This window comes from Streptomyces sp. NPDC030143 (assembly GCF_055573695.1).
The window spans coordinates 389,297-413,199 of the sequence record NZ_JBVIAY010000003.1; the positions used below are offsets into that span (position 1 = coordinate 389,297).

The following is a 23,903-nucleotide window of genomic DNA, read 5'->3' on the forward strand; positions in this document are numbered from 1 at the left end:
CCGCGGCAGACTCCCCCGACGCACGCGCGGCATCAGCCTCAGCCGGACCACGCGCAGAACCCCCTTCCACCGGCGGACGCGCAGAACCCCCTTCCACCGGCGGACGCGAAGAGACCCCTGCTACCGGCCCACCTGCCGAAGCGCCTTCCGCCGACGCACGCGCGGGAGTCCCCTCCCCCGAAGCAGCGTCAGCCGGCGCCCGCCCCCCGTCACCGTCCCGGCCGTGCCGGCTACCCCTGTCACCGTCCCGGCCGTGCCGGCTGCCCCCGTCACCGTCCCCGCCCTTCCGGCTCCCCCCGTCGCCGCTTCTCCCGCCGTCCCCGTCACTGCCGTCCCCGCTGCCCCCGCCGACCGCAGCTCTCTCCCCCACCCCGCCGGCCTCACCGGCCCTCTCTCCCCCGCTGTCCGTGCTCTTCCCCTGCACCGCACTTTCCTCGGACGTCCCGGATCGGTCTCCGCCCGCTTCAGCCTCCGTACGAGGATGACCCTGCGCAGGACGCCGCTCCTCGGCAGTTCCCACGGACGCCCCCGCCGCAGGCTGGTCGCCCCCCTCCGCATCCGAGCCTCTCCCCGCGTCTCCGGTGGCCGGTTCGCCGGGGGCCGGCTCGTCCCCCGTGCGGTCGGGGTGTTCCGTCTGGTCCTGGTCAGTGACGGCGGTCACCGGTCACCTCTCCTTCTGCAGTACCGACAGCGCGGCGATGAGTTCGGCCTGGGGTTCGGCGTGGACGTCGAGTTCGTCGAGCGGGGCGAGGCGGCGTTCGCGTTCGCCGTGCATGACGCGGTCGAGGTACTCGGCGAGGAGCCGCCCGCTCCGGTCGCGCAGCCGCAGCGCGCCGTGGGCTCCGATGCGGTCGGCGAGCCCCTCGCCCGCCGACCGGGCCCGGCGACCGCCCAGCAGGGCGGTGACGACGAGCGCGGCGACCACCTCGGGGTCGGGCGCCACCCCGCGTTCGAGGTCGCGCACCTCCTCCTCGGCGTACTCCTCCACCTCGCGCCGCCAGCGTCGTACAGCCATGCCGATGCGGTGTTCGGCGGTCTCCAGGGACATCTCGCGGTCGAGGAGGGCCGGGTCGCCCCCGGCCGGTTCGCGGCGCCAGGCCTGGTCGATGCGTTCGTCGGCCGCGGTGACCGCGCACACCAGGAGCGCCGCCAGACTCTCCACGAGCGCGTCGAGGAGTTCGCGGGGGGTGCAGTCCAGCGGGAAGGCCCGCCAGCGTTTCAGGGCGTCACCGGCGAGCACGGCACCGCTCTGCAACCGGCCCCGCACGCGCGCGTACTCGCTGTCGTAGGCCCCGTCGACGGCCGACGTGAGCCGCAGTGCGGCCGCGTACTGCGCGGCGGCGGCGCCGGCCAGTTCGGGCATGCGGGACTTCAGCGAGTCGAGGACGCCGTACGCGGTGCGGGCCATCACCTGTTGGCGGGCGGCGTGGTCCTGGGCGTGATGGACGAGCCAGGCCCGCAGCGGTGCCACGGCGGTGGCCGGCAGCAGCCCTCCGCCCCAGGCGGACTCGGGCAGTTCGGGCACGGTGAAGCGCGGTACGTCGCCCAGGCCGGCCTTGGTGAGCAGGGCGGCGTACTGCCGCGAGACCTCGCCCACCACCTGGTGGGGCACGCGGTCCAGGACGGTCACGAGGGTGGCGTCGTACTCCTTGGCGGTGCGCAGCAGGTGCCAGGGGACGGCGTCGGCGTAGCGGGCGGCCGTGGTGACCATGACCCAGATGTCCGCGGCGCAGATGAGTTCGGCGGCCAGGACGCGGTTGTCGGCGATGAGCGAGTCGACGTCGGGCGCGTCGAGGAGGGCGAGGCCGGGCGGGAGCGTCTCGGCCGTCTCGACGCGCAGGACCCGTCTGCCGTCCTCACCGGGGAGCAACAGGTCTTCCGACGTCTCCTGTTGGGGCACCCACACGCGCGTGAGGTCGGGCAGCACCCGCATGCCGCTGAACCAGTGATGGTCCTCCGGGTGGCAGACCAGCACCGGAGTCCGTGTCGTGGGCCGCAGTACCCCCGCCTCGCTGACGCGCCGCCCCACGAGGGAGTTGACGAGCGTCGACTTGCCGGCACCGGTGGAGCCGCCCACGACGGCCAGCAGCGGAGCCTCGGGCTGCCGCAGGCGGGGCACCAGGTAGTCGTCTAGTTGGGCGAGCAGTTCGTCGCGGTTGGCACGCGCGCGTGGAGCCCCCGGGAGGGGCAGCGGAAAGCGTGCGGCGGCGACACGGTCGCGCAGGGCGGAGAGTGCGTCGAGCAGCTGAGGCCGTACGTCCAAGGTCACCACATGCGAAGAATGCCCAATTTCAGGGGATTTATGAAGCATATAGGCATGCCTGCGCGCCGATAGGACACAAGGGACGGAAGGTACGACTGGGACAAGGGCGCAGCCCAGGCATAACGAGTGCACAACACCCGGGGCCCGAGGCGCCAAAAGCGATGCACGATTCGCACCTGCCTGCGATTATCAGGACCGCTTCACTGAACCTCCACATCGAGCCACGGAGGCGAAGCAACAGGGTCAAGGAACCGGGAGCCCTATCCTTGTCCCCGGCAACGTCACGGATCAGCCCACACCCGGGCACCAGGGACGAGGCCACCACACCCGGCCCCCGTAGCTCAGTGGATAGAGCAGGCGCCTTCTAAGCGCTTGGCCGCAGGTTCGAGTCCTGCCGGGGGCGCCAGTCTCCGCCCTCCCTCCGGGAGGGCTTTTCGCTGTTCGGAGCGGGTCCCGAGGTCACTTCGCGCGGAGCCGCCCGGTGTGCCGGAGCAGCAGCACCCCGCCCTCCGCCGTCACCGCGACCGCCGCCGGGTGGACGCCGTCGACGGTCAGGTCCGCCATGCTCAGCGCGGCCGGCACGGCGATCCGTTCCGGCCAGGTGAGGACCGCCGGCGGCGCGTCGGGGGCGGACACCTCCAGGCGGCGCAACGGCGCGCGCAGTCCCAGGCCCAGCGCCTTGAGCACGGCCTCCTTGCGCGTCCAGGTGCGCAGGAAGGCGGAGCGCCGCTCCTCGGCCGGACGGGCGAGGAGCGCCGCGCGCTCCGCGTCGGAGAGGGCGACGCGCGCCGCCGCGTCGACGTCCGGGACACCTCCGCCCTCGTCCACCCCCCGCACGCCGGGCGCGACACCGCCCTCGTCCTCCCCCCGCACGCCGGGCGCGACACCGCCCCCGCCCGCTTCCGCCGCGCCCCGAACGACACCGCCCCCGACCGCCTCCTCCACGTCCAAGCCCACCGTGGCCCCCACGCAGACGGCCACGCCGACCAGTGCGCCGCTGTGGGTGACGGAGAAGTCGACGTCCGCGGCGGTCGGCGGCGCCGGCCGGGGTTTGCCGTGCGGGCCGCCGCAGCGGGGGCACACCCGGCGCAGGGGGACCTCGGAGGGAGACAGGCCGAGCAGGTCGCCGAGCGCGTGGCGGGAGAGGGCGCAGCCGACCAGGAAGCGGGCCCGGTCGCCGGGGCCGGCGGTCTCCTCGTACCGGCGGCGCTCCACGTGGTCCAGCAGCCGCAGCAGCCCCGGGTGGGCGTCACCCGTCCGCGCCCACCAGACGTGTACCGCGTGCCCTGTCACAGCCCTCGCTCCGGTCCGATGATCGGTTCACGCCCTAGACTGCGGCCCGATGCGACTGCACACACGGGAGTGGGGAACGGGCGGGCGTCTCGCCGTCCTCGTCCACGGCATCATGGCGGACCACCGCACCTGGCACGAACTGGTCCCGGTGCTGACGGGACGGGGCTACCGGGTCGTCGCCGTGGATCTGCGCGGCCACGGAGCCAGCGCGCGCGGGGCGTACGCGCCGCGGCTGTTCGCCGAGGACCTCCTGGACACCCTCCCGCGCGGCCCCGAACTGGCGCTGGGCCATTCGCTGGGCGCGCTGGCCCTGGCGCTCGCGGTGGAGGAGCTGGCGCCGGCCCGCGCGGTCTACTCGGAGCCGGCCTGGCGGCTGGGCGGGGAGAACGGCACGCTGGACCCGGCCGTCTTCACCCTCTTCAAGCGCTCCCCCCGCCTGCTGACCAGCTTCCTGCACGCCTCCGCCCGCACCACCGAGCGGCTGTCGACCGAACGGCGGGCCCTGGACTCCTGGGACGAGAACAGCGCCCTCGCCCTGTCGTCCTACCGGCACGTCGACCACACCCCGGCGCGCCCCCTGGTCCCCTCCCTGGTCCAGGTGTCGGACCCGAGCACCCTCGTCAGCGCGCGGGCCCGGGCCGAACTGGTGCGCAGGGGCTTCGAGGTGCGGACGGTGCCGGACGCGCCGCACGCCATCCACCGGGACCGATTCGACGCGTTCGTCGCGTCCCTCTCGGGATGGCTGTGATCCCCGGACGATCCCCGGACGATCCCCGGACGATCCCCGGACGATCCCCGTGCGATCCCCGTGCGATCCCCGGGCGGATGGAATGCGCATTCGAGCCGGACGGTTCAGTGAACCGCGCGCAGCATTCGCGTCACATTGATTTTCGTCGGCGACAGACCGACCTCCACGCTCTGCATCATCCGCTCGCCGTTCAGACGGCCGTAGGCGAGCAGATCGACGTTGGCCAGGCTGAATTCCGGCCAGGTGTGAATGCTCAGATGGGAAGCGGAAAGCAGCAGAATGGCGGTGACGGCACCATTGGGGAAAACGTGCGAGGCCTCACCGAGCACCTGGGCGTTTCCCTTTTCGGCGGCCGTGCGCAGCACCTGGAGCAGGCGCTGTTCGTCGGTGAGGATGCTGTGGTCGCTCACCCACACGTCTACGGCGTAGGAGCACAAATCGTCGACGTTTATGCCCTCGGTGGCGAGGTCGGAGGAGTTGGTCATGGGGAACCGGGGGTCGCGAGCCGTTGCCCCCGTCTCCTTTCACATAGATCTGCGCTGGTCCGTACGGATGAAGCGGAAGCTCGAGAGGCCTATAACCGGCACTCGGCCGTGTCCAGCGTAGCATCCGGGGCACCTCCGGGGCTCGCCTCCGTACGCCGACAAGGGGACCCCGGGCCCTTTCCGTTCCGTCTTCCGGACATGTGCCGGGCATTGCGGAATTCCATCCGGAAAGAATTGTTCGGCCCTCGCTTTCCGCAGGTTGATTTCCCGGGGCCGCGGGCGGTCCGACCGCCGTCCGACCAGCCCGTATACTCGATAGTCCTGGATTCCGTCAGCCCGCCCGGAGCAGCTTTGTGAAAAACGCGCCTCGACACCGCCGGAGTACCCCCGTCGATCAAGTGCTCACGGAAGTCGCGGACGCCGTCCGGCTCCAGGAGGGACCGCCCGGGGTCCGTTCCGTGCTGCGCGCCCTGCGCCGGCTGGCCCCCGCCTCCACGAAGGACATCAGCCGGGCCACCGGTCTGCCCGTCCCCATCGTGGCCGCCCTGGGCAACGAGCTTCGCCGCCGGGACCTGCTCACCAAGGAGCGTCCCTCCCGGCTGACCCCGGCCGGCCTGGACCTCGTCGCCCGTCTCGGCATGGACCTCACCCTCGACGCCACCTGCACCACCTGCGACGGGCGCGAGCTGGTGATCCCCGACGTGCTGGACGAGGCCGTGCTGCGGCTGCGCGCCGTCATGGAGTCCGGCCCCGCCGCCGACATGTCGATCGACCAGTCCCACTGCACGCCCGAGACCAAGGTCCGCCGGGTCCTGGCGCTGCTCACGGCGGGCGCGCTGCCCGGCGGCTCGCTGCTGCTGGTCGGCGACGACGACCTGATCTCCCTGGCGGTCGCCGTCGTGGGCGACGTCCTCGGCGCCCCGATCGTCGAGCGGGTGACCGTCGTCGACATCTCCCCGGAGATCCTCGCGTACATCAGGAAGGTGTCGGCGGGCCTCGGCACCCGCGTGGAGACCGTCGAGCACGATCTGCGTCAGCCGCTCCCCGCCGAGCTGCACGACGGCTTCGACGTGGCGATGACCGACCCGCCCTACACGCCGGAAGGCGCCCGGCTGTTCCTTTCGCGCGCCGTGGAGGGCCTGCGTCCCGGGCCCGCGCACAGCGTCTTCTTCTCCTTCGGCGGCAAGAGCCCTGACGAGATGCTCGAGGTCCAGCGGGAGATCATGGCCCTCGGCCTGGTCACCAACGGCTACATCCGCAACTTCAACGAGTACGAGGGCAGCGGCATCCTCGGCGGGGTCGGCTTCTTCCAGCACCTCCTCACCACCAGCTCGACCGCCTCCCGGCAGGGCGACTACGGCGGTCCCCTCTACACCGGCGACAAGCGGACCCGGCAGCGCGAGTACGCGTGCGTGGCGTGCGGCGCCCAGGTCCGCGTCGGCCCCGGCGCCCGCTGGACGTCCGTCGCCGCCCTGCGCGCCGACGGCTGCCCGCACTGCGGCAAGGGCCCCTTCCGCCCGGGCCGCCTGGTACCGGTGGAGGAACCCCCCACACCCGCCCCGACCCCGCAACCCGCTCCCGCCCCGGCCGCGCAACCCGCTCCGGCGCCGGCCCCCGCGTCCGTGCCCGCCACCACCCCCGCCGCTCCCGCGGCCGGCTGGCAGCCCCCCGCTCCCGACGACCGCGCCGCCCTCGAACAGCGGGCGCAGCCCTACACCATCCGGCGGGCCGACGAACGCGACCTGCCCGCCATCGGCGAGTTCGAGGCCGAGATCGCCCGGGTCTCCTTCGGCGAGGACGCCGTCGACGATCCCGCGCGGTGGGCGTCCCGGCTGGGCCGGGCCATGGAGAAGTCGAAGGAGGGCATGTTCGTCGCCCACCGTCCGGGCGAGGACGCCGTCGGCTGGCTGTGGGTGAGCATCAACCAGAACGCGATGACCGGCGACCGTTACGCGAACTTCCGCTCCCTCGCGGTCGCACCGCTGGACAACCGCGGCGACGTGGCGGAACTCCTGCTCACCGCGGGCCTGGAGTTCTGCGCGGCGAACGGCATCACAGAGGTGGTCGGCCGCGTCCACGTCGGCAACCTCCCGATGCGCACGGTCTACCGCAAGTTCGGCTTCGACCCCGCCACCCTCACCATGAAGCTGCGTCTCCCCCAGGAAGACACGCCATGACCTCGTACGACCCGGACCGGGTCAAGTGCGTCGTGTGGGACCTCGACGGCACTCTCTGGGACGAGATCGCCGTCGAGTCGCCCACCGACGAGCTGCCCGCACCCCGCCCCGAGATGCTCGCCGCGATCGACACGCTGGCGGCGCACGGCGTGCTCAGCAGTCTCGCGAGCCGCAGCGCGCCGGCCGTCCTCGACCGGCTGAGCGCCGTACCGGAGTTGCGTGAGCGGTTCCTGGCGCCGCAGGTGTCCTGGCAGGACAAGAGCGAGTCGCTGCGCCGGATCGCCGGGGACCTCGGGATCGCCGTCGACGCGCTGGTCCTGGTCGACGACTCGCCGTACGAGCGGGCCGAGGTCGAAGCCCTGCTGCCCGGCGTGCGCACCCTCGATCCGCGGGAGGTGCCCGCGCTGCTCGCGGCGTTCGAAGGCCGGCAGGTCACTCCCGAGTCGCGCGAGCGGGTGCGCCGCTACCGCACCGAGGAGACCCGCCGCGCCGAGGGCGAACGCTTCCACGGCACCCGCGAGGAGTTCCTGCGCTGGTGCGACATGCGCCTCACCGTCGGCCCGGCCGGCCCCGCCGAGGTGCCGCGCGCCCTGGAGCTCGCCGCCCGCACCCACCGCCTCAACTCCTCCGGCCTGAGCCCCGAGCGGCTGCGCGCGCTGGCCGCGTCCGACGGACACGAGCTGTACTGCGCCCGGATGAGCGACCGTTTCGGCGACTACGGGATCATCGGGGCCGCGCTGGTCGACCGGGCCACGCCCGGCACCTGGTCGGTCCCGCTGCTGGCGCTGTCCTGCCGGGTGGCCGGCCGGGGCGCGGCGGCGGCCTTCCTGTTCTGGCTGATGGAACGGGCCCGCACGGCCGGCGCCGAGGACGTCCGGGTGACCCTGCGCCCCACCGACGCCAACCTGGAGATGCGCCTCCTGCTCCGCCAGGCGGGCATGCGCCGCGCGGACGACACCGCGACCACCGCCGTGGAACGGCCCGCGGCGGACTCGGCGGTCCTCGCCCGCTCCCTGCACGGCGATCTCCCCCAGCCGCCCTCCTGGCTGCACGTCTCCTCCCGAAAGGACGCCGAAGCGTGACGGACGCCCCCCGCACCCCTTCCTCCACCGACCGGGCGACGGTGGAACGGGAGCTCCGTTCGATGCTCGCCGAGGCGGCCCGGCTGGACCCGGCCGTGGTGGCGGAACTCCCCGCCGACACCGACCTGTTCGGCCCGCGGATCGGCCTCACCTCGCTGGCCGGTGTGGCGCTCCTGGGCGCCGTCGACCAGCGGTACGGCGTCGACGTGGCCGCCCTGGACCTGAGCCTGGACAGCCTCCAGTCCATCGCCACGCTCACCGATTTCGTCACCGGGCACCTCCCGCGTCACTGACTCCACTCGGGTCTCTCGCCGTTCACGAGGGGTGATCCGGGCGAAGGCGCCGTGACCTGCCCCGGGTGGCGGCGTTGAAGGGGGAGTGCGGGGGCGCGTCCTGCCGCCGCACGTTCCGAGTCAGTAGAAGGAGAACGTGATGTCTCGCATCGCGAAGGCGGCCGCTGTCGCCCTCGGCACGGGTGCCGTGATGGTCGGCGGGGCCGGCCTGGCCGCGGCGGACGCGGGCGCCGGCGCCGCGGCCGTCGGCTCGCCCGGTGTCCTCTCGGGCAACGTCGTGCAGGTCCCGATCCACGTGCCGGTCAACATCTGCGGCAACACCGTCAACGGTATCGCCCTGCTCAACCCGGCCTTCGGGAACACCTGCGCCAACATCAGCGACGGCGAGCACGGTGACAAGGGCGGCGAGGACAAGGGCGGCGAGCACCACTCGGGCGCCGGCTACGGCGGCTGACCCGCGCCCCACAGCCCCCTGGAGAGCCCCGGCACCTCGAGCGCCGGGGCTCTCCCCGTGTCCGCGCCGGACCTCACGCGTACCGGTAGATCCGTCCGACGTCCTCCATCTGGTCCGGGGTGACGTCCCACGGAGGCAGCTTCTCGTGCCGGGCGACGATCCGGCGGTACTGCCGGCTGCCCCGCATCGGCGGCTCGGCGGGCAGGTAGCGGTGGTCGCGGTGGCGGGCCTGCCAGCGGCTCCACAGCAGGTCGACGAAGGCGTGGTGCAGCCAGAACACGGGGTCGTTGACGGAGGCACCGCCCACCATGACCCCGCCGACCCACCGGTGCACCCGGTTGTGGTTGCGCCAGGCGGAACTGCCCCGGCCGCTCCCCCACCCCTCCAGCTTGTTGCGGAACCCCTGCGTGACCGTGGAGTCCCAGGGCGAGACGTCGTACACCGGGTCCTTCAGCGCCCACTCCACGTCGGCCCGCGTGGGCAGGTCGAGCGGGTCGCGGGCACGGCCGAGGTCCCGGGTGAGGAACTCGCGGTCGGTGACGCCGTCCCTGATGGTCCAGTTGCCGGTGGCGTACGCGAACGGCCCGGTGGTGACCTGGAGGTCGGAGCGACGGCCGTTGCCGCCGAGGAGGTCCTCGGCCCAGGGGGCGGAGGTGGCGGTGCGGTCCCGGGTCCAGTCCCAGTAGGGCACGGTCACCGAGGGGTCGACCCGGCGCAGTGCCTTCTCCAGCTCCAGCAGGAACCTGCGGTGCCAGGGCAGGAAGGACGGCGCCATGTGGGCCGTCCGCAGGCCGCCCTCGCCGTCGGAGACGTAGTAGTTGATGTGCATGCGCACGAACTCGTCGTACTCGCCCCGGCGTTTGACCTCCAGCAGCGCCGTGACGAAGCGGCGCCGCTCGGTGGCGGTGAGGGTGCTGACGTCCTTACGGGTGTAGGCCATGGTGTCCCCCCGGGTGCAGGTGGCCGCCCGCGGCGGCGATGGAGCGCAGCATCTCGCCGGGACCCAGCGCGTCGACGGCGGCGCGGGCCGCCTCCAGCGGGGTGGCGTACGAGCGGTAGTGGTCGACCATGGTCAGCCAGGTGCCGTCCGCGCGGCGCATGAGGTGCAGCGGGCGGCCGTCGATGGTGATCTGCCAGCGCTCGCCGCCCGCGGCGAAGTGCACCGTCGCGGCGAGCATGCCCTGCACGCGGCGCCCCCGGTAGATCTCGTCGAAGGAGCCGCGGACGGGCGTCTCGGCGGCGTCGGCGCGGCGGGCGGGCCGGGAGGCGGCGACGACCGGGGCGAGTGCGAGGGCCGCGAGGGCACCGAACGCGCCGCGCAGCAGGCCCCGCCGGGCTCTGGTTCTCCTTCTCGGCGGTGCGCTGTCGGGTGCGGCGTCGGCTCTGACGACCATGGGCGTGCTCCTCGTCCGGTTCGGTTGTCCACCCCGGTAACCGACCGGCGGCCCGCCGGGTCACGAAAAGTCGACAGGCCCGGACGGGGGTTTCCGGGCCTGTGGCCGGGCCTTCACCCGCACGGCGGGGTCCGCGGGACGTGCGCGGCTCGCGCGCTCGGGGGCTGCGCGTGCCGCGGTCCTACCGTCCCGGGCCGAGCCCGAGGTCGGCGGTCCGGACCGCCCGGAGGACGGGGGCGGCCTGCGGCAGCTGCACCCCGGGCAGGCCGAAGTGGTCGGGGCGGGGCGCGGTGAGCGGGGCGTCGAGGCCCAGACCGGGGCCGAGGGCGAGCAGGTCGGAGGTGGGGACGTCGACGCCGACGGGCTGGACGTCGTCCCCGAGGACCTCGGACAGGGGCGCGCGCAGTTCCGCGCCCGGCAGCCCGGCGGCGACCGGCAGCTGCGGGATCGCACGCTCGGGGAGGAGCCGGCCCTCGACGTACCGCGGGCCTTCGGGGGAGCCCGTCGTCGGCAGGGGGATCTCACCGCCGACCCGTGGCAGTTGCACGCCGAGGGCGTGCTCGACGCCGCCCAGCGGGACGGGGACGGGGACGGTGCCGGTCGCGGCGGCGGGGGTCGCGGCGGCGGCGCCGGCCGCGGCCGCCACGCACGTGAGCACGGCGGCCAGGGTTCCTCGGGTGGTCGGCTTCATCTGGGTACAGGCCTCTCGCGATCGGGGGCGGGCGGTGCGTGCGTATCGGGTAACGAGCCGGGAAACGCCACCAGCGCACAATTCCCCCGGGTGCCTCAGTAGTGGGACGGGTGCATGGTCAGCTCGTCCAGAAATCCCACCAGCGGGTCAGGACCAGCATGCCGACGGCCCCGAGGTGCGCCGTCGGCGGCACCCAGGTGAACTCGGCGAGGAACGTCCGCAGCCAGGGCGGCGCGGGCAGGAAGCCGCGGCGTACGTCGAAGGAGACGACGTACCAGAAGAGCCAGATCGTGGCGATCCACGCCAGGCAGCACCACAGGCACAGCGCGTCGATGCGGTACAGCGACTCGGCCTGGAGCCAGCTGACGAAGCCGACACCGAAGAGGCAGCCGGCGGTGAAGGTGAGCCAGTACCAGCGGGGGAAGGCCGCGCCGGCCAGCAGGCCGGCTCCGACGCACACGACGGTCCCGTAGGCGACCAGGCCCAGCATCGGGTTGGGGAACCCGAACGCCGAGGCCTGGTCGCTCTCCATGACGCTGCCACAGGAGAGCACCGGGTTCAGACTGCACCCCGGGGTGAAGCCGGGGTCCTCGAGCAGCTTGAACCTGTCCAGGGTGAGGATCCAGGAGGCCAGCAGTCCGGCCGCTCCCGTGAGGACGAGGAGCAGGGCGAGGCCGCGTCCGGCGCCCGCGGCCGGTGCGGTCATCAGCGCAGGCGGCGTGCGGGCAGGACGAGGTGCGCCGCGGCCGTGAGGGTCTCCTCGGCGCCCGCGAACGCGGCCAGCGCCTCGGCTTCGACGGCCTTGCCGGGGGTGGCCTCGGGCCAGGGGCGGGTGGTGAGGACGAGGTAGGCGTACCCGCGCTTCCCGACGGCGTCGAGCCACTCGGCCGGCGGGACGCACTGGGCGGTGAGACCCGGCAGGGTGAGGACGGCCGCACCGGACTGGACGAGCAGACTGACCGGCAGGCTGGGCTTCTCGGTGCCGTCGACGACGTCACCGCCGACGCTCAGGCCGTGGTCGCGGAGCAGGCGCTCGACGGCGGCGGTGGTGGTCCCGGGGCCGCCCGCCGCGTCGCCGAGGGAGTAGGCGAGCAGGTACGGCATGTCGCTGCCGTCGGGAGCCTCGCCGCTCCACGGCATCACGACGAGGGTGCCCAGGTCGGCCACGTTGAAGGGGCGGGTTGCGCTTGGGGTTGAGGTCACCGCGTGACCCTATCGGCGCGGTGGCGGGCCTCCCGGCGGCTTCTCACCCGCGCGGAGGACGCCACGCCGGTGCTCCACACGAACGAGGGACGCGGCCCCACAGGGGGCTCGAACAGCGCCGGGGGCCGGTCCCGTGCGGCACGGGACCGGCCCTCCGGAAGGCGTCCGAACAGCGCGTCAGCTCTGCAGCGGCAGCCCGCCCAGGAGCGGGGTGTCGTTGTTGAGAGCGGCGGTCGCCTCCTTGACGGCGCTGAGCACGGAACCCTTGTTCTCCGTGTCGAGCGCGTGCGACTGGTGCTGGAGCGGCATCACGTCGGCCGTGCTGAGGGGACCCTGGGTGAGCGTGTTCAGGGCGCCGTTGAGGCTGGTGGGCGTGAGGTCGGCGGGGTTGTGGGCGAACGCGGGTGCGGCGGCACCGGCGAGCACCATGGACCCGGCAACGACAGCGGCAGCCTTCAGGGACTTCATCGGGTTCCTTTCCGGGGGAATTCTGACGCCGTGCCTAACGATCCCCGTCGGATGCGGAAACCCCGTGGGCGGAACATTTCCGCCCGGCCGTCAGGTGGCGGGCAGCACCGGCGACTGCGGCGGCTCGGCCGCGGCCGGGGTGGTCAGTCCGCTGAGCAGCCCGTTGATCAGGTCGAGCAGGCCGCCGATCACTTCGGTGATCGCGGGGACGACCTGGCCGAGGGCGTCGGAGGTGATGTCCTCGATCAGGTCCTGGACCGTCTGGAGCAGGGCGGTGACCGCGTCGGTGACGTCGGCGGCGCGGGTCTGCGCACCGGCGGCGCCGCTGCGGTCCAGCGCGGGCAGGGTGCTGGCCGACACGATCACCGAGTCGGCGGGCAGGGTGGTGGCCGGGATCTCCGCCGTGCCGGGCGCCGGGGTGACCACCGGGGGCGCCGGAGTCGCCGGGGCCGCGGAGGCTTCCGGAGCCGCCGGGAGCAGCGGGACCACAGGGGTGGCCGGGACCACGACAGGGGTGGCCGGGAGCAGCGGGGCGAGCGGGGTCACCGGGGTCATCGCCGTGGCCACCGTGGCGGAAGTGGTCGCCGTGATCCGGGCGATGGCCTCCTTGACGGCGGCGCCGAGCCGGTGCGCCTCGATGGTCGTCAGCCGGCCGTCGTCCGCCGTCACACCCGTGTCGAACAGGTCGACGACCGGGGCGAGGGCGGCCTCGACGGCGTTCAGGGAGGTGTCCCGGGCGAGCAGCGTGTCCGCGCCGGGGACGGGTGCACGGGACGCCGCACGGGTGCGCTCACGGGTGGCGTCGTCGGCCGCCAGGGCGGTGGGAGCGGCGAGGCCGAGAACGAAGCCGGCGCAGAGGGCGGTGGACGCGACACGCCGGACGGGCAGACCACGCATGGGGGTTCCTTTCGATTGCGTCAGGTCTTGAGCCCACCGTGTGAGCCATCACCACCCTCCGCAACCGAACCGTCACCGCACGTGGCAGGCGTGATGTCCGCATCCGCGCTGGTGGGACGGCCTGCGGAGGCGTACCCGGCGGGCCGTCGCCGCCTCCCCCCGTTCGGGGCAACGACGACGGCCGCCCTCCTGGACGGAGGACGGCCGTTCGCCGGTGTGCGCGTCGGGACGTCGGTCGGGGGGTGACGTCAGGCGTTGACGCAGGTGTTGCCGAAGGCCGGGTTCAGCAGACCGACGATGTTCACGGTGTTGCCGCAGACGTTGACCGGGATGTGGATCGGAACCTGGACGACGTTGCCCGACAGCACGCCCGGGGAGTGCGCGGCGACACCGTGCGCGCCGCTGTCGGCGGCGGCGATGCCGGAGGCTCCGGCGACGGCCGCGGCGGCAACGGAGGTCAGGACCAGGCCCTTCGCGATACGCGACATGGAGAGGTGCTCCTTGGGATTTCGACAACAACACGCGGGCGGGGATGCCCGGCGCTGTGTCAACGCGCGCCACGGCCGGGGGTTGTGCGGCCGATGGAGTGAACCGACCCCCGGCCGGGATTGACGAATCCGACACACTCACCCGATTTCTCCGCATTGATCCAGATAGCCACTAGAGTTGCGGATCACCCTCAACACCCTTATTGCCAGCAAATCACACCTTTGCGGAAGGGCGACGCCGGTGATGCGTCATCGCAGTGACGGCCGCCGTCGTGGGCGCGTCCACGACGGCGGCCGTTCGGATGCTTCGCTCAAGTGCTCGACCGGGCTCCGGGCCCGCCGCGGCGCCCGGCGAACCGGTCGACCCATCCGACGATCCGCTGAACACAAAGATCAGCGGCCCCGGGGCGGCTCCCGAGGCGCGTGTACCGGCGTGCGCGCAGGTCCCCGGCCCCGCCTTCGCCGTGTTCGATCCCGGCGCGGGTTTGCGTCGCGGTGGTGACCAGCCACCCGTTCGGCTCGTTCCCCAGCGGGACGCGGCGTGGGCCGGCGCGCTCTTCGTCGCCGTCGACACACGGAAGCCGTAGGCGCGCGTTCCCGCCCGTCCCGAGCGTCACCGTGAGCGAGGAAACCGCGCAATGCACCAGCCAGAGACCGACGTCGGACCGCGGGTGTTGCACCTCACCCAGCCCGTCGACGGCGGGGTCGCCCGCGTCGTGACCGACCTGGCGCGAGCCCAGCTCGCCACCGGGCTGCGCGTCACCGTCGCCTGCCCCGACAGCCCCCTCTCCGACACCCTGCGCGCACTGGGCGCGGACGTGCGGCGATGGGAGGCGACCAGGGCTCCGACAGGCGCGCTCCCCGGTGAGGTGCGGCGCCTCGCACGCCTGCTCGGCACGGTACGCCCCGACCTGGTGCACGCCCACAGCGCGAAGGCCGGGCTCGCCGGACGGCTGGCGGTGCGCGGGCGGATCCCGACCGTGTTCCAGCCGCACGCCTGGTCCTTCGAGGCCGTCGGCGGGACCACCTCCGCACTCGCCCTGAAGTGGGAGCGCTTCGCGACCCGTTGGGCGCACCGGCTGGTGTGTGTCAGCGAGGCCGAGCGCACGACCGGGGTGCGGGCCGGGATCGCCGGACCGTGGGCCGTCGTGCCCAACGGCATCGACCCCGCGCGCTTCCACCCGGCGCCGGTCGACACCGTGCGCGCCGCGCTCCTGCCGGACGCCGACCCGGCCGCCCCGCTGGTGGTGTGCGTGGGGCGGCTGTGCCGGCAGAAGGGGCAGGACGTGCTGCTGCGGGCGTGGGGCGCGGTCCTGCGCCGGGTGCCCGGGGCGCGGCTGGTGCTGGTCGGCGACGGCCCCGACCGCGAGGAACTGCGGGCCCGCGCGCCGAAGTCCGTGGTGTTGGCCGGTGCCGTCGCCGACCCCGCCCCCTGGTACCAGGCCGCCGACCTGGTGGTGCTGCCCTCGCGCTGGGAGGGCATGGCGCTGGCCCCGCTGGAGGCGCTGGCCTGCGGCCGGCCCGTGGTGGTGACCGATGTGGACGGCGCGCGGGAGAGCCTGCCGGCCGCGCTCGCACCCCACTGCCTGGTGCCCCCGCGCCATCCGGCCGCGCTGGCCGCGACCGTCGCCGACCTGCTGCTCGATCCGCTGCTGCGCGAGTCGCTCGGCCACCAGGGGCGCCGTTACGTCCTGTCCACGCACGACGTGCGGCGCACGGCCGAGGCGGTCGCGGGCGTGTACCGCGAGTTGCTGGGCCGAGGGTCCGTGCCGCGGGTCGTGCCCTCCGAGTGCAGGGAGTCCATCCACTCGTGACTGCGGAAAGCACCGTTCCCTCCCCCGGCGCGCAGCCCGGGTTCTCACCGGTCTCGGTGATCCCGCGGCGCGAGAGCGCGGCGGGATTCCACTTCCCGGCGCGGCGGCCCCCGGCGCGGCCCGCCTCGCCGCTGCCCCTGCTGCTGGCCGACGGCCTCGCCGCGCTGGCGGCCGCGACGGTCCTGACCGGAGCTCAGCGCCCCGCGTCGCTGCCGGCCCTGCTGGTGGCGGCGACCCTGCTGGTGCGCCCGTACCGGGCGCGGCCCGTGCACGGGGTGCTGGACGAACTGCCCCTGGTGTGCGGCCGGGTCGTCGTGACCTGGCTGGCCCTCGGCGCGCTCGTCGCCGCATGGCAGCCGGCGCACGCCCTGTCCGCGGGGACCCTGCTCCTCGGGTGCGCGGCCCAGACCGTCGCGGGATGCGCCGGCCGTGCGGTCGTCCACCTGCGGCGCCGCCGGGCACTGCTGCGGCACCCGCGCGCCGCGCTCGTCGTCGGTCCGGCGGCGACCGCTCAGCGCGTGGCGGCGGCCGTGCTGCGGCACCCGCGCTACGGGGTGCAGCCGGTCGGTGTCGTCGCCGAGCGGCCCGGGCGCGCGACCGGCGCCGAGGGACTGCCCGTGCTGACCACCGGTCAGGAGGTGCAGCGTGCCCTGATCCAGAACGGCGTGCGGGACGTGCTGTGCGTCCACCCCTCTGTGCGCACCGCGCAGGGCCCGCTGCTGCGGGCGCTCGCCGAGTCGGGCTGCACGGTGTGGGAGGTCGACGCCGAGACCCCCGGCCGCGCGAGCCGCGAGGAACTCGCCGGGTTCTCCTGCCGGCGTCTGGATCTCGGCCTGCGGCGCCGGGGCAGCCTCGGCAAGCGGCTGCTGGACGTCACCGTCTCCGCGACGCTGCTGCTGGTGGTCAGCCCGCTGCTGCTGGTGTGCGCGGTGGTGCTGCGGCTGACCGACGGGCCGGGGGTGGTGTTCCGGCAGGAGCGCATCGGCAAGGACGGGCGCCCCTTCACGCTGCTGAAGTTCCGCACCCACCGCCCGGTCGACGCACACGAGTCCGCGACCCGCTGGAGCGTGGCGGGCGAGGTGCGCATGAGCCGGTTCTGCCGCTTCCTGCGCGAGACCTCGCTGGACGAGCTGCTCCAGCTGTGGAACGTCCTCCAGGGCGACATGAGCCTGGTCGGCCCGCGCCCCGAACGCCCCTACTTCGTCACCCAGTTCAGCCAGACCTACCCCGGCTACGCGGCCCGGCACCGCATGCGGACCGGCATCACCGGCCTCGCCCAGGTGCAGGGGCTGCGCGGGGACACCTCCATCGAGGACCGGGCCCGCTTCGACAACGCCTACATCGACAACTGGTCGCTGTGGCAGGACGTCTGCATCCTGCTGCGCACCGCGGCCGCCGTCGTGCGGCCGACCGGGAGCTGAACCGACAGATGAGTCTCGCCCCGCCGCAGGCCCGCGCCCGGACGCTCTCGCCGGTCCTGCCCGTCGTCGCCGTGGTCGCCGTGCTCGCGCTGCCGGTCTCCGCCGGCGGCGAGGGCGCCGGCCCGGCCGACGCGCTCTCCGCGCTCGTCGTGCTGTTCTGCGCGGTACGGCTGCTGCGGCAGCGGCGGCGTCCCCTGTCCCGTACGGCGGCCGTGGTGGTGGGCCTGCCCGTCGTCGGGCTCGCGCTCGCCGCGATGGGGGCGTCCTCGCCGGGCGCCGGCATCGGCGGCCTGGGCCGCTACCTCCAGGTGTTCGTGCTGGTCCCCGCGGCCGTGCTGCTGCTGATCCGCGACCGCTGCGACCTCAGGCTGCTGGCGTGGTCACTCGTGGGGCTCGCGGGCTGGCAGGGCGCGGTGGGCGTCCACCAGTACGTCACCGGCACCGGCGCCTCCTACCAGGGCGAGACGATCCGCGCGGTCGGCACCTTCGGGGCGCAGGACGTGATGGGCATGGCGACGGTGGTGTCCTTCGGCCTGGTCTGCGCGGTGGGCCTCGCCCTCGGCGGCGGCCCGGTGCGACAGCGGGGAATCGCCACCGCCTGCGCGCTCGCCCTCCTGCTGCCGCTCGCGCTGTCCTTCAGCCGGGGCGCCTGGATCGCGACGGCGGTGACCTGCGCGGTGCAACTGGCGCTGGCCGGACTGCGGCGGGCTCTCAAGGCGGTCGCGGTCGCGGCCGCCGCGGGCGTGGTCCTGGTGGGCGGCTTCGGAGTCGGCACGGCGATGCTCCAGGAGCGCGTCAACAGCATCACGCAGGTCGCCGACGCCCCCGACCGGTCGGTCACCGACCGGTACACGATGTGGGCGGCGGCGGTCGGCATGTGGCGCGAACAGCCGCTGACCGGCGTCGGGCTGAAGGGCTTCCCCGAGCACCGGGACGCACACGCCTCGCTGGCGCTGTCGGCCGGCAGCGACACCGACGGCGCCGGGGCCTCGTACCGGAAGCAGCCGCTGCTGTCGCCGCACAACATGTACCTGCTGGTGCTCGGCGAACAGGGGCTGGTCGGGTTGCTGGCGCTGGCGGGCGGCTGGCTGGCCCTGCTGGTGTGCGCGCTGCGCGGGCTGTTCCGGGTGCGCCGCGACGGCCGGCCCGGCCTGGACTGCGCCCTCGTCGCCTGCGGCCTGCTGGTGTGGCAGCTCACCGACTTCCTGTACGCCGACATCGGCGGCCCGTCGACCGTCCTGACCGCCGTGTGCCTGGGCCTCGCCGGCTGGTGGGCGCTGATCGGCGGCCCCGGGCGCGAGGAGGTGCTCCCCCGATGACGGTCACTCCTTCGCGAGCCCCACGAGCGAACGCGGACCAGCCCGCGGGGGCGCCCGGCGCCGACGCGGCGGACGCGGACGGCGGCGCGCACGTCCGCGCGCACCTCGACGCGCACCGCTGCGCGCCCTCCAGGCGGTTCCTCGTCAAGGCCGCCCTCGTGACCGCCGCGCTCTCGGTGGCCGGGGCGCTGCTCGGACTGGTGCGGGACCAGGCGCTGGCGCGGCTGTTCGGGGCGGGCAGCGACACCGACGCCTTCCTCGTCGCGTGGACGGTGCCGGAATTCGCTGCGACGCTGCTCATCGAGGACGGGCTGGCGTTCGCCCTCATCCCGGCGTTCAGCATGGCCCTGGCCCGGCGGGCCAGGGGCGACTCCGGGGACCCGGTGCGCGCGCTGGTGGCGGGGACCCTGCCGCGGCTGTCGTGCGCGTTCGTCGCCGTCGGCGTCCTGGTCGTCGGGCTCGCGCCCCAGGTGGTCGAGGTGCTCGCCCCGGGTCTGCCCGACCCCCGGCTCGCCGTCGACTGCACCCGGCTCACCGCGACCTGCGTGGTGAGTTTCGGGCTCGCCGGGTACTGCAGCGCGGCCCTGCGCGCGCACCGGCGGTTCGTGGCGCCGGCCGCGATCTACGTGGTCTACAACATCGGCATCGTCACGGGGATGGTCGTCCTCGGCGGCAGTTGGGGAGTGCGCTCGGCTGCGGCCGGGGTGGCGGCCGGCGGGTGCCTGATGGTCGCCGTGCAACTGCCGTCGCTCCTACGGCAGTTGAGGCGGCGACCGGATCCGGACGGGCCGGAGGCGGCGGAGGAGCCGCGGCCGCTCGGGGCGGCCGTCGTGGCGACCGTGCTGCTGTTCGCGCTGTGCCGGCAGTCGCAGGTCCTCATCGAGCGGTTCCTCGCCTCTCAGCTGCCGGCCGGAGCCATCTCGCACCTCAACTACGCGCAGAAGGTCGCGCAGATGCCGATGATCCTGTCACTGATGCTGTGCACGGTCACCTTCCCGGTGGTGGCGCGCGCGCTGGCCGACGGGGACACCGAACGGGCGCGGAGCCGGGTAGAGCGCGACCTGGCGCTGGCCGCGTGCGTGGTGCTGCTCGGCACCGCCGTGGTCGTCTCCTGCGCCTCGCAGATCATCGAACTCCTCTTCCAGCGGGGCGCGTTCACCGCCGGCGACACGGCGGCGACGGCGGGCGTGATGAGGGTGTACGCGCTCGGGCTGCTCGGCCAGACCCTGGTCGGCGTGCTGGCCCGCTCCTACTTCTCGACGGGCCGCGCCTCCTGGTACCCGCTGGGCGCGATGGCCGTGGGGCTCGTCGTGACCTCGTGGCTCGGCGCGCTGACCGTCGGGCCGTGGGGTGTCCACGGCATCGCCGCCGCCAACGCCGCCGGCATCACCGTCACCGCGCTGGCACTGCTGGCCGGAGCCGCACCGCGCACCGCCCGGCACGGCAGAACGCGCTGCGTCCCCATCGGTGTCCGGTCGGTGCTGCGCGAGCTGAGCCGGCCGGTGGGAGCCGCCGCGGGGGCGACGGCGGCCGGAACGCTCGCCACCGACCGCGTCACCGGCCCGCTGTCCGCTCTCGCCGCGGGAACGCTCGCCGTGACCGCCGTCTTCGTCCTGCTCGGCTGGGCCCTGGGCGCCCAGGGCATCGCCACCGCACTCCGATTCCTCCGTTCCGCGACGCGAAGGCTGCCGCATGTCCCATCCCGTTGATCCCGATCCCGTCGACACCGCAAGACGTCCGGCGCGGGGCCCCGGCCCGGTCCCCTGGATGGCGATGTACCACTCCGTGGGCGACTGCACGGACGACCCGTACCGCATCACCGTCACGCCCGAACGGCTGGACGGGCAGCTGGGCTGGCTGCGCGACCGCGGGCTGAGGGGTGTCTCCGTCGCCGAACTGCTCGCCGCCCGGGCCCGGGGCGCGGGCCGCGACCTGGTGGCCCTCACCTTCGACGACGGCTACGCCGACTTCCTCACCCACGCCCTGCCCGTGCTGCGCCGGCACGGCTGCACCGCCACCCTGTTCGTGCTGCCCGGCCGGCTCGGCGCCGACAACGACTGGGACCCGCTCGGTCCGCGCAAACCGCTGCTGACCGCCGACGGGGTGCGCGCGGCCGCCGCCGAGGGCGTCGAGATCGGCTCGCACGGCATGACCCACACCGACCTGACCCGGGCCGACGACGCCACCCTCGCGGCGGAGACCGCCGAGAGCCGCGCCGCCCTGAAGGACCTGCTGGGCGGCGGCGTCGACGGCTTCTGCTACCCGTACGGGGCGATCGACCGCCGGGCCGTGGACGCCGTCCGCGACGCTGGGTACGCCTACGCGTGCGCGATCGACCCGGACCCGCTGAACGGCCTGCTGGCCCTGCCCCGCGTGCACGTCGGCCAGCACGACACCCCCGCCCGGCTGTTCCTGAAGTACCGGCTGCACCGGCTGCGCCGGCGTCCTGTCGAGGGGCTGCGGTGAAGGCGCTGCACATCATCACCGGGCTCGGCGTCGGCGGCGCCGAACAGCAACTGCGGCTGTTGCTGCGGCACCTGCCGGTCGACTGCGACGTCGTGACACTGACCAACCCGGGCGCGGTGGCCGACGGGCTGGCCGACGACGGCGTGCACGTGACCCACCTCGGCATGGGCGGCAACCGCGACCTGGCGGCCCTGCCCCGCCTCGCCCGGCTCGTCCGCCGCGGCCGCTACGACCTCGTCCACACCCACCTCTACCGCGCCTGCGTCTACGGCCGGCTCGCCGCGCGCCTCGCCGGAGTGCGGGCGATCGTCGCCACCGAACACTCCCTGGGCGACTCGCAGGTCGAAGGCCGGCCGCTCACCCGGGGCGTCCGTTCCCTCTACCTCGCCAGCGAGCGGCTCGGCCGGACCACGGTCGCCGTCTCCGCCACGGTCGCCGACCGCCTCAAGCGGTGGGGCGTCCCCGCGCCGCGCATCGAGGTCGTCCCCAACGGCATCGACCTGGCCCGCTTCCGCTTCGACCCGGTCCGGCGCCACCGCACCCGCCACCACCTGGGCCTGCCCGACCACGCCCACGTCGTCGGCGCCGTCGGCCGCCTCCACCCCGGCAAGCACTTCGACGTCCTGGTCCGCGCCCTGCCCGCGCTGCCCGACGACCACTGGCTGCTGCTGGTCGGCGGCGGGCCCGAGGAGCAGGTGCTGCGCCGCACCGCGCACGAGGCCGGGGTCGCCGACCGCGTCCTGTTCACCGGCGAACGCCCCAGCGTGCCCGACGGCACCCCCGGCCCAGACCTGGCCTCCCTCGTCTGTGCGATGGACGTGCTCGCCTCCCCCTCCCCCGAGGAGGCCTTCGGACTGGCGGTCGTGGAGGCCCTCGCGTCGGGACTGCCCGTGCTGTACGCCTCCTGCCCCGCCGTCGAGGACCTGCCCGCGCACACCGCGCCCGGCGCGCACCGCGTGACGGGCGGCGCCGAGGCGTTCGCCCGGGCGCTCGCCGAGACCCGTGCGCGCGGCCCCCGCCCGCGCACCGCCGCGGACGCCGCCCACCACTACGACATCACCCGCAGCGCCGACCGGCTCATGGACGTGTACACGGCCACCGTGGCCCGCCGGCCCCTGTCGTCCCCGTCCACCCAGGGAGTCCCCTCCTCATGACCGACAACCTCACCCGGCCCGACCGCCCGGCGCGCACCCGGCGCCGTGCCACGGCGCTCCCGCCCTGGTCGCTCCTCGCCGTCGGCGCCCTCGCCGGCGGCCTCCTCGGCGGCACGTACGGCATCCTGAAGCCGCCGGTCTACACGGCCACCGCGTACGTCGTCGCCGTCCCCACCGAGAAGTCCGACCCGGCGTCCGCGCTGGGCTTCGCGCAGGCCTACGGCCGGGTCGCCACCCAGCTCGCGGTGCTGGCGGACGCCCAGGTGGCGGCGGGCGTGCCGGCGCAGACCCTGCGCGAGGGCGTGCGGGCGGCGACCTCGCCGGACGCGCCGATGGTCGCGATCAGCGCGACCTCCTCGCGCCCCGACACGGCCGCCGACATGGCCAACGCGGTCGCCCGGGCACTGACCCGGCACGCCGAGGACAGCCGGGCCGCCACCCACGTCCGGCTCCAGCAGTTCGCCCGCGCGCTCGAGCCGGCCGAGCCGTCGTCGGCGTCCCCGGCGGTGACCGGGCTGGTGGGCGTGAGCGCGGGCGGGCTGCTCGGCGGTCTCGCTCTGCTGGTGCGGCCCCGGGGCGCCCGCGAGGAGCCCGGCCGGCCGGCCGCCGTACCGGGCCCGGCCCTGGCCGCCGACGCCCACGGAGCACTGTGAGACCGGTGTACACGACGGAACTCGTCACCGACGAACAGGACTTCGCCGCCCTCGCCCCCGCCTGGCAGCGGCTGTACCGCGGCTGCGCGACGGCCACCCCGTTCCAGAGCCATGCCTGGCTGCACTCGTGGTGGCTGTCGTACGGCGGGCGCGGCCGGCTGCGGCTGCTGCTGGTGCGCTGCGGCGCCGACCTCGTGGCGGCCGCCCCGCTGATGGCCGTACGCCGTCCGCTGCCGGCGCTGGTGCCGCTCGGCGGGGCGATCTCCGACTACGCGGACGTGCTGGTCGACGACGCCCACGGGGAGCGGGCCGTCGCCGCGCTCACCGACGCCCTCGCGGCGGCCGCCCGTACCGCGCTGATCGACTTCCGCGAGGTACGGCCGGGCGGCGCGGTGGAGCAGGTGTACGAGCGCTGGCGCGGACCGCGGCGGCGGGTGAGCGACTCGGTGTGCCTGGAGCTGCCGGCCGTTCCGATGGACGAGCTGGTGGCGCGGCTGCCGTCGGCACGGGCCCAGCGGGTGCGCGCGAAGCTGCGCAAGCTGACCGCGCTGGGCGTCGAGCGCCAGGCGGTCCGCCCCGAGGAGGTGGACGGTGCCCTGCACCGCCTCCTCGACCTGCACCGGTTGCAGTGGCAGGGCCGGAAGGTGACCGGCGAGCACCTGCGGTCGCGGTTCTGCGAACACCTGGTGCGCTCGGCCGGCCCGATGGTGCGCTCCGGGGACGCGGTGGTCACCGAGTTCCGTCTCGACGACGACGTCGTGGCCGTCGACCTGACCCTGCTGTCACGCCGCCTCGCGGGCGGCTACCTGTACGGCGCCCATCCGCGGCTGCGTGAGCGCAAGGCGGACGTGGCGGTGATGCTGCTCGACGCGTGCGCCCAGCACACCCGGGACGGCGGGCGCCGCACGCTGAGCCTGCTGCGCGGTGACGAGCCGTACAAGCACCACTGGCGTCCCGACCCGGTCGTCAACCAGCGGCTGCTGCTGGCCCGCCGGCCCACGGCCCCGCTGTTGTCGGCCGTGGTGTGCGAGGTGGCCGCGCGCCGGCGCGGCAAGGAGCTGGTGCGGCGCTGGGAGGAGCGCGGAGAGGGACGAACGCGGGAAGGCGGCGGCGGGTCCTGACGCAGACCCGCCGCCTCCG

Annotated in this window: 24 protein-coding genes and 1 tRNA gene; 14 read left to right on the top strand and 11 right to left on the bottom strand. The window is 74.5% G+C overall.

Annotated elements, in window-relative coordinates:
- Positions 1 to 664 precede the first annotated feature (664 nt).
- Complete coding sequence (locus ACZ4YY_RS07850; RefSeq protein WP_468284971.1) at positions 665 to 2,272, bottom strand: dynamin family protein; 1,608 nt, start codon at positions 2,270 to 2,272, stop codon at positions 665 to 667.
- 321 nt (positions 2,273 to 2,593) lie between these two features.
- On the opposite strand from ACZ4YY_RS07850, the gene ACZ4YY_RS07855 reads away from it, so the two are divergent.
- Positions 2,594 to 2,669: transfer RNA gene (locus ACZ4YY_RS07855), tRNA-Arg, on the top strand.
- Positions 2,670 to 2,722: 53 nt separating this feature from the next.
- Here the strand turns inward: ACZ4YY_RS07855 and ACZ4YY_RS07860 are convergent.
- Positions 2,723 to 3,556, bottom strand: a complete 834-nt coding sequence (locus ACZ4YY_RS07860) for a 4'-phosphopantetheinyl transferase family protein (protein WP_468284974.1) — start codon at positions 3,554 to 3,556, stop codon at positions 2,723 to 2,725.
- A 49-nt stretch (positions 3,557 to 3,605) separates the two neighbouring features.
- On the opposite strand from ACZ4YY_RS07860, the gene ACZ4YY_RS07865 reads away from it, so the two are divergent.
- Positions 3,606 to 4,304, top strand: coding sequence for an alpha/beta fold hydrolase (locus tag ACZ4YY_RS07865; RefSeq protein WP_468284977.1), 699 nt, complete (start codon positions 3,606 to 3,608; stop codon positions 4,302 to 4,304).
- Positions 4,305 to 4,408: 104 nt separating this feature from the next.
- On the opposite strand, the gene ACZ4YY_RS07870 is transcribed toward ACZ4YY_RS07865, so the two are convergent.
- The gene (locus tag ACZ4YY_RS07870) at positions 4,409 to 4,789 is read right to left on the bottom strand and encodes an S-adenosylmethionine decarboxylase family protein (protein WP_468284980.1); all 381 of its coding nucleotides are present in this window, start codon (positions 4,787 to 4,789) and stop codon (positions 4,409 to 4,411) included.
- A gap of 398 nt (positions 4,790 to 5,187) precedes the next feature.
- On the opposite strand from ACZ4YY_RS07870, the gene ACZ4YY_RS07875 reads away from it, so the two are divergent.
- From ACZ4YY_RS07875 to ACZ4YY_RS07890, 4 genes are all read left to right on the top strand, one after another.
- On the top strand, positions 5,188 to 6,966 hold the full coding sequence (locus ACZ4YY_RS07875; protein WP_468284984.1) for a GNAT family N-acetyltransferase: 1,779 nt from the start codon (positions 5,188 to 5,190) through the stop codon (positions 6,964 to 6,966).
- Positions 6,963 to 8,048 (top strand): HAD-IIIC family phosphatase, encoded by a 1,086-nt coding sequence (locus tag ACZ4YY_RS07880; protein WP_468284987.1) that lies wholly within the window; start codon positions 6,963 to 6,965, stop codon positions 8,046 to 8,048. The genes ACZ4YY_RS07875 and ACZ4YY_RS07880 overlap by 4 nt, the downstream gene beginning before the upstream one ends.
- Positions 8,045 to 8,341 (top strand): acyl carrier protein, encoded by a 297-nt coding sequence (locus ACZ4YY_RS07885; RefSeq protein ID WP_468284991.1) that lies wholly within the window; start codon positions 8,045 to 8,047, stop codon positions 8,339 to 8,341. Before ACZ4YY_RS07880 ends, ACZ4YY_RS07885 begins: the two co-directional genes overlap by 4 nt.
- 139 nt (positions 8,342 to 8,480) lie before the next feature.
- Entirely contained in the window at positions 8,481 to 8,795 is a 315-nt protein-coding gene (locus tag ACZ4YY_RS07890; protein WP_468284994.1) for a chaplin, read from the top strand.
- 73 nt (positions 8,796 to 8,868) lie between these two features.
- On the opposite strand, the gene ACZ4YY_RS07895 is transcribed toward ACZ4YY_RS07890, so the two are convergent.
- The 8 genes from ACZ4YY_RS07895 to ACZ4YY_RS07930 all read right to left on the bottom strand — a co-directional run bounded on the left by ACZ4YY_RS07895 (position 8,869) and on the right by ACZ4YY_RS07930 (position 13,936).
- Positions 8,869 to 9,735: a tyrosinase family protein gene (locus tag ACZ4YY_RS07895; protein ID WP_468284996.1), complete on the bottom strand. Its 867-nt coding sequence runs from the start codon at positions 9,733 to 9,735 to the stop codon at positions 8,869 to 8,871.
- Entirely contained in the window at positions 9,719 to 10,189 is a 471-nt protein-coding gene (locus tag ACZ4YY_RS07900) for a tyrosinase family oxidase copper chaperone (RefSeq protein ID WP_468284999.1), read from the bottom strand. The genes ACZ4YY_RS07895 and ACZ4YY_RS07900 overlap by 17 nt, the downstream gene beginning before the upstream one ends.
- A gap of 181 nt (positions 10,190 to 10,370) precedes the next feature.
- Positions 10,371 to 10,880 (bottom strand): hypothetical protein, encoded by a 510-nt coding sequence (locus ACZ4YY_RS07905; RefSeq protein WP_468285002.1) that lies wholly within the window; start codon positions 10,878 to 10,880, stop codon positions 10,371 to 10,373.
- Positions 10,881 to 10,998: 118 nt separating this feature from the next.
- Positions 10,999 to 11,586, bottom strand: a complete 588-nt coding sequence (locus tag ACZ4YY_RS07910; RefSeq protein ID WP_468285005.1) for a vitamin K epoxide reductase family protein — start codon at positions 11,584 to 11,586, stop codon at positions 10,999 to 11,001.
- Positions 11,586 to 12,083 (bottom strand): DUF5949 family protein, encoded by a 498-nt coding sequence (locus ACZ4YY_RS07915; protein WP_468285009.1) that lies wholly within the window; start codon positions 12,081 to 12,083, stop codon positions 11,586 to 11,588. Before ACZ4YY_RS07915 ends, ACZ4YY_RS07910 begins: the two co-directional genes overlap by 1 nt.
- Before the next feature lie 177 nt (positions 12,084 to 12,260).
- A complete protein-coding gene (locus ACZ4YY_RS07920; RefSeq protein WP_468285012.1) occupies positions 12,261 to 12,551 on the bottom strand; it encodes a hypothetical protein in 291 nt (96 codons plus the stop codon).
- A gap of 90 nt (positions 12,552 to 12,641) precedes the next feature.
- A complete protein-coding gene (locus tag ACZ4YY_RS07925; RefSeq protein ID WP_468285015.1) occupies positions 12,642 to 13,448 on the bottom strand; it encodes a hypothetical protein in 807 nt (268 codons plus the stop codon).
- A 248-nt stretch (positions 13,449 to 13,696) separates the two neighbouring features.
- Positions 13,697 to 13,936: a chaplin gene (locus tag ACZ4YY_RS07930; RefSeq protein WP_468285018.1), complete on the bottom strand. Its 240-nt coding sequence runs from the start codon at positions 13,934 to 13,936 to the stop codon at positions 13,697 to 13,699.
- A 638-nt stretch (positions 13,937 to 14,574) separates the two neighbouring features.
- On the opposite strand from ACZ4YY_RS07930, the gene ACZ4YY_RS07935 reads away from it, so the two are divergent.
- From ACZ4YY_RS07935 to ACZ4YY_RS07970, 8 genes are all read left to right on the top strand, one after another.
- Positions 14,575 to 15,750 (top strand): glycosyltransferase, encoded by a 1,176-nt coding sequence (locus tag ACZ4YY_RS07935; protein ID WP_468285021.1) that lies wholly within the window; start codon positions 14,575 to 14,577, stop codon positions 15,748 to 15,750.
- The gene (locus ACZ4YY_RS07940) at positions 15,747 to 17,171 is read left to right on the top strand and encodes an exopolysaccharide biosynthesis polyprenyl glycosylphosphotransferase (protein WP_468285024.1); all 1,425 of its coding nucleotides are present in this window, start codon (positions 15,747 to 15,749) and stop codon (positions 17,169 to 17,171) included. Before ACZ4YY_RS07935 ends, ACZ4YY_RS07940 begins: the two co-directional genes overlap by 4 nt.
- Positions 17,172 to 17,179: 8 nt before the next feature.
- On the top strand, positions 17,180 to 18,490 hold the full coding sequence (locus tag ACZ4YY_RS07945) for an O-antigen ligase family protein (RefSeq protein WP_468285027.1): 1,311 nt from the start codon (positions 17,180 to 17,182) through the stop codon (positions 18,488 to 18,490).
- Positions 18,487 to 20,199, top strand: a complete 1,713-nt coding sequence (murJ, locus tag ACZ4YY_RS07950; protein ID WP_468285029.1) for a murein biosynthesis integral membrane protein MurJ — start codon at positions 18,487 to 18,489, stop codon at positions 20,197 to 20,199. Before ACZ4YY_RS07945 ends, murJ begins: the two co-directional genes overlap by 4 nt.
- Before the next feature lie 64 nt (positions 20,200 to 20,263).
- Positions 20,264 to 20,956 (top strand): polysaccharide deacetylase family protein, encoded by a 693-nt coding sequence (locus tag ACZ4YY_RS07955; RefSeq protein ID WP_468285288.1) that lies wholly within the window; start codon positions 20,264 to 20,266, stop codon positions 20,954 to 20,956.
- Entirely contained in the window at positions 20,953 to 22,110 is a 1,158-nt protein-coding gene (locus tag ACZ4YY_RS07960; RefSeq protein ID WP_468285032.1) for a glycosyltransferase, read from the top strand. The genes ACZ4YY_RS07955 and ACZ4YY_RS07960 overlap by 4 nt, the downstream gene beginning before the upstream one ends.
- Positions 22,107 to 22,763: a YveK family protein gene (locus ACZ4YY_RS07965; RefSeq protein ID WP_468285035.1), complete on the top strand. Its 657-nt coding sequence runs from the start codon at positions 22,107 to 22,109 to the stop codon at positions 22,761 to 22,763. Before ACZ4YY_RS07960 ends, ACZ4YY_RS07965 begins: the two co-directional genes overlap by 4 nt.
- The gene (locus ACZ4YY_RS07970) at positions 22,760 to 23,884 is read left to right on the top strand and encodes a GNAT family N-acetyltransferase (RefSeq protein WP_468285039.1); all 1,125 of its coding nucleotides are present in this window, start codon (positions 22,760 to 22,762) and stop codon (positions 23,882 to 23,884) included. The genes ACZ4YY_RS07965 and ACZ4YY_RS07970 overlap by 4 nt, the downstream gene beginning before the upstream one ends.
- The last annotated feature ends 19 nt before the right edge of the window (positions 23,885 to 23,903 follow it).